Genomic DNA, 4,437 nt, shown 5'->3' with positions numbered 1-4,437 from the left:
TTCTTGACCCGCAACGGGTCGGCGCCGGCCTTGTCGATCTTGTTGATCGCCACGATCAGCGGCACACCCCCCGAACGGGCGTGCTGGATGGCTTCCTTGGTCTGCGGCATGACGCCATCGTCGGCAGCCACCACCAGCACCACGATGTCGGTCAGCTTGGCACCGCGGGCACGCATGGACGTAAACGCCGCGTGGCCCGGGGTATCCAGGAAGCTGATGACGCCCTTGGGCGTTTCAACGTGGTACGCACCGATGTGCTGGGTGATGCCACCGGCTTCGCCCGTGGCGACCTTGGTGCGACGGATGTAATCCAGCAGCGAGGTCTTGCCGTGGTCGACGTGGCCCATGATGGTGACCACCGGCGGACGTGCCACCGGGTCGCCGTGGTTGCCAGCAGACTGCGCCAGCAGCGCGTCTTCGGCATCGTTGGTGTTGGCACGGATCACGTTGTGGCCGAGTTCTTCGGTCACCAGCGCAGCGGTGTCGTGGTCGATGGTCTGGGTGATGGTCGCCATGACGCCCATCTTGAACAGCGCCTTGACCACATCGCCGCCCTTCAGGGCCAGCTTCTGGGCCAGATCGGCCACGGTGACGGTATCGCCGATGGTCACATCACGCACGATCGGGGCGACCGGACGCTCGAAACCATGGGCACCCCCGCCGCTGCGCGACTGGTTGCTGTCACGGCGGCTGCCGTGCTGCACGCGCCCGGTCGGACGACCGCGCGAGTTGCTGTTGTTGCCACGACGGGCGCGATCGGCGGCCGACAGATGCAGCTGACCGGCGAAGCGGTTGCCACCATCGTCGTCGCGCTTGGCGCCCGGGCGGTTGTTGGTGTTGTTCGAGTTGCGGTCGTCCGAACGCGGGGCCGGACGTGCAGCCGACGGCGCCGACGGACGCGGATTGCGCGCCGGGGCATCATTGGCGGCCGCAGGCTTGGCTGCAACCGGGGCCGGGGCCGGCGGTGCATTCTTGGCCGCTTCGGCAGCGGCTTCGGCCGCCTTGCGCTCGACTTCGGCACGTTCCTTGGCGTCGATTTCGTCCTGACGCTTGCGGGCGATTTCTTCATCGCGCGCACGGTCCTTCTCGGCCAGTGCGCGCTGCTCGTCCAGATTGCGCTGGCGGGATTCCTCCAGCTTGCGCAGGATGTCGGCGCGCTCCTCATCCGCGGTCATCGGCTTGCCGCTGGCGTCCTTCATGTAGGTGCGCTTCTGGCGCACTTCGACGTTGACGGTGGTCTTGCTGCGGCCGGCGCTGACCGTCACTTCCTGCAACTTGCGACGGTTGAGGGTGATCTTCTTGGCAGCCTCGTCGGTGCTCTCGACGGGCTGCTCGGTCTTGCCGTGCGAACGACGAAGGAAGCCCAGGAGCTTCACCTTCTCGGTGCTGGTCACGACCTGGTCGGGACCGCTGAACTTCATGCCGGCTTCGGCAAGCTGTACGAGCAGTTTATCGACAGGCGTGTTGACCAGTTCGGCAAGCTTACGGATGGTGGTTTGCTGCGACATTCGGATCCTATGATCTGGTTGGCGCTCCCTCGAAACGTGCGAAGGCAGCGCGGAGTCTAAGCCCTGATCGGGTCAGGGCACTGTTCATCGCTGGCTCATTCGCCGCGCTCCAGGCGGGCGATCTCCTCGGCTCGGGCGGCAAGGATCAGGGCGGCGGCGCGCTCCTGGTCCATGTCCTCGATACCGAACTCGAGGATCTCGTCGGCGGCCAGGTCCGACAGGTCCTCACTGGTACGCACGCCATGACCGGCCAGGGCGTAGGCAGTCGCCTCGTCCATGCCTTCCAGGGCGAGCAGGTCTTCCGACGGCGAGCCGTCCTCCAGACCTTCTTCCACCGCCAGCGCTTCATTGAGCAGCGCATCGCGGGCACGGGCACGCAGCTCTTCGACGATGTCTTCGTCGAAGCCTTCCACGGCCAGCAATTCGCCGACCGGGACGTAGGCGATTTCTTCCACGGTGTTGAAGCCTTCGGTCACCAGGATGGCGGCGATTTCTTCATCCACTTCCAGCTTGTCCATGAACAACTGGCGGGCAACGGTCTGCTCTGCCTCGGACTTGGCGGTCACCTGGTCCTGGGTCATCACATTGAGCTGCCAACCGGTCAGGCGGCTGGCCAGGCGCACATTCTGGCCGCCCTTGCCGATCGCCTGGGCCAGACGCTCTTCAGCGACGGCCAGGTCCATCGAATGCTTTTCTTCGTCGACGATGATCGACTGCACTTCGGCCGGCGCCATCGCGTTGATGACGAAGTTGGCCGGGTTCTCGTTCCACAGCACGATGTCCACGCGCTCACCGTTGAGCTCGTTGGACACGGCCTGCACACGCGAACCGCGCATGCCGATGCAGGCACCGATCGGATCGGTGCGGGCGTCGTGGGCGAGCACGGCGATCTTGGCGCGGTCGCCCGGATCACGTGCGCAGGCCTTGATCTCGACCAGGCCCTGGCCGACTTCCGGCACTTCGAGCTTGAACAGTTCGATCATGAATTCCGGCGCGGCGCGGCTGATGAACAGCTGCGGGCCACGCGGCTCGGAGCGCACTTCGGCCAGGTAACCGCGGACGCGGTCGCCGGCACGCAGGACGTCGCGCGGAATGCCCTTGTCCTTCGGGATGAAGGCTTCGGCGTTGCCACCGAGGTCGACATAGATGTTGCCGCGCTCGGCGCGCTTGACCACACCGGTGACCAGCTCGCCGACACGATCCTTCCACGCATCGACGACCTGCTGGCGCTCGGCTTCGCGCACGCGCTGGACGATCACCTGCTTGGCGGCCTGTGCGGCGATACGGCCGAAGTCCGGGTTTTCGATCTGTTCTTCGATGTAGTCGCCGACTTCCACGCCTTCGGCTTCGTCGATGGCATCCATCAGACGAATCTGGCGGTCGGGCGATTCCATCACCACGTCATCGGCCACCACTTCCCAGCGGCGGAAGGTCTCGTAGTTGCCGTCCTTGTGGTCGATCGACACACGGGCCAGCACTTCTTCATCGGGGTAGCGCTTCTTCGCCGCCGACGCCAGTGCTGCCTCGATGGCATCGAAGATCACTTCACGCGGAACGCCCTTTTCATTGGCGACCGCATCCACTACCAGCAAAAGTTCCTTGCTCATTGGCTCACTCCGCGCGCGGCTTTTTGGCCGCCGGCTCGTTGGATGGTTTCTTGTTCGCCTTGCCACCCTGCTTGGGTGCCGGGCCAGTCGGTTTGGTCGGAGCGAGGCCGAGGGCGGMCCAGTCCGGCATGATGCGTGCCTTGTCGATATTCTCGACATCGGCGGTGAACGGGGAATTGTCGACCTTGAAGGTGACGGTGCCCTGTTCGATGTCCACAGCGAGGATTTCACCCTGCAGTCGGCGACGGCCGTCCTGCGGGAGTTTCAGCGTGACCTTGGCCGATTCGCCGATGGCGCGCTCGAACTGCTCGCCGGTGAACAGCGGGCGGTCGACGCCAGGCGAGGACACTTCCAGGGTGTAATTGGCGGTGATCGGGTCTTCCACGTCCAGCTGTGCGGAGACTTCGCGGCTGACGCGTTCGCAGTCGTCGATGTTGACGATGCGCTCGGGCTGTTCGGCCAGCGGCACGTCGATATAGAGGCGCAGCGTCGCACCACCCGGGGCAGTGAGGTATTCCACGCCCAGCAGCTCGAGACCCAGCGACTGAACGGTGGGGGCGAGCAGATTCGCGATTTCGGTTGCCTTGTCGCTCACAGTCTGCCTTGTTCGTTGAAAGAGATACGGGCTTGGTCCGGCGAACGGACCACCTTCCGGAAACAACAAAGGGCCCGCTGGGCCCCTTGTCCGGTACAACTCCGGTCATGCTGGATTCCGGTAGCGGGAACACACGCGGTGTGCGTTCCTGCGAGCCCAGCGTTCCGGGGGGTCACGGCGGCCTGGGTACAGGTTGCCGTTCCTGGAAGCCGGTTGCGGGACCCTTCTCATCCGTTGACGGGATGGGAGTGGTCAATCCGCTAAGCCACTGATCATAGCCGTTGCACCGCGCTGGTGCAATGGTTTGGGATGCTTCCGGCTGCCGTATTGTAAAAGCTGAACAGCAGGGGCTGACGGCCACGGCCTTGCCTCTGCGGCTGCGTCGCGGGTATCGGCACTCGGCATCTCGGCTACGTCGCGGGTAAGGCACTCGGCATCTCGGCTACGTCGCGGGCGTCGGCGCGGGYGGGATGGCGGGACACGCCGTAAACCCATCCCTGGGGGCTCGCGGGCGCCATCCATGGCGCCCAACGGTCCCGCCATCCCACCCGCACCGCCACCTGGAGAGTTGGCCTGTGAGTTATTGGGCTCAAGAGCGGGTCAGTCCGGGAGCGAGGAGGCCTGGCGCATTCCGAATCCCCGAATCCCCGAATTCCGAATTCCGAATTCCTAATCCTTCAATTCAACTCCCGAATCCACCAACACCGCAACCTTCGATCCGCCAGCC

General features: G+C 64.8%; 3 protein-coding genes. All 3 read right to left on the bottom strand.

From position 1 onward, the window contains the following. Window positions 1-1,508, bottom strand: a 1,508-nt coding sequence (locus ACXJKH_RS15820) for a translation initiation factor IF-2 N-terminal domain-containing protein (protein ID WP_457320707.1), incomplete at its 3' end; no start/stop codon positions are given. A 95-nt stretch (window positions 1,509-1,603) separates the two neighbouring features. Continuing rightward, window positions 1,604-3,115, bottom strand: coding sequence for a transcription termination factor NusA (gene nusA, locus ACXJKH_RS15815; protein ID WP_256774645.1), 1,512 nt, complete (start codon window positions 3,113-3,115; stop codon window positions 1,604-1,606). A 4-nt stretch (window positions 3,116-3,119) separates the two neighbouring features. After that, window positions 3,120-3,710, bottom strand: coding sequence for a ribosome maturation factor RimP (rimP, locus tag ACXJKH_RS15810; RefSeq protein WP_457320704.1), 591 nt, complete (start codon window positions 3,708-3,710; stop codon window positions 3,120-3,122). Window positions 3,711-4,437 lie beyond the last annotated feature (727 nt).

It is taken from the genome of Stenotrophomonas sp. P5_B8 (assembly GCF_054049855.1).
Note: the sequence above shows the minus strand (reverse complement) of the source record. Positions and strands in the feature narration are given on the sequence as shown.

Excerpts from the sequence above, each read along its gene's own strand:
- nusA (WP_256774645.1), bottom strand. The coding sequence starts at position 3,115 with ATGAGCAAGGAACTTTTGCTGGTAGTGGATGCGGTCGCCAATGAAAAG.